The organism is Actinomadura sediminis (assembly GCF_042675525.1).
GTDB classification, from domain to species: domain Bacteria; phylum Actinomycetota; class Actinomycetes; order Streptosporangiales; family Streptosporangiaceae; genus Spirillospora; species Spirillospora sediminis.
In genome coordinates this window covers 1-489 of the sequence record NZ_JBHTJA010000270.1, presented here as the reverse complement: position 1 = coordinate 489, position 489 = coordinate 1, and the positions used below count along the sequence as shown (strand labels likewise).

The window sequence follows — 489 nt, the reverse complement described above, 5'->3', positions numbered from 1 at the left end:
GGCGCGCCGGCCGCGCAGCAGGACGGTCGGGACGTGCCCGGCCGGCGCCCAGGTGAGCAGGCGCGGTCCGGGACGGTACCGGGCCGCGACGGCGCTCGCCGTGCGCGGCGGCGCGGCACCGCGAGGGGCGCCGCCCGTGCCCGCCAGGGTCTCGCCGAGCAGGCCGAGCATCACGCCGGGGGACGCGCCGGTGCGAGCGAGGCCGCCGAGGGCGCCGAGCAGCCGCGCCATCGCGGCGGCGGCCGCGGGACCGTGCCCCGACACGTCCCCGACGGCGAGCAGCACCTCGTCCCCGGCGAGCGCCGCCGCCTCGTACCAGTCGCCCCCGACCCGGTTCTCGTCGCGCGCCGGCAGGTACCGGACGGCGACGCGCAGGCCGGGCAGGTCGCGGACGCCGCCGGGCAGCGGCAGCACCGCTCGCTGCAGCCCGACGGCGACCCGGCGCTCCCCGGCGGCCCGCCGGCGCCGCCGGTCGGCGGCGGCCGCCTC

1 protein-coding gene is annotated in these 489 nt (G+C 83.6%); it reads right to left on the bottom strand.

The window, feature by feature from the left end; genetic code table 11:
- Positions 1-489 (bottom strand): PP2C family protein-serine/threonine phosphatase (locus tag ACFQ11_RS37835; RefSeq protein ID WP_378307774.1); only part of this gene is annotated, 489 nt, incomplete at both ends.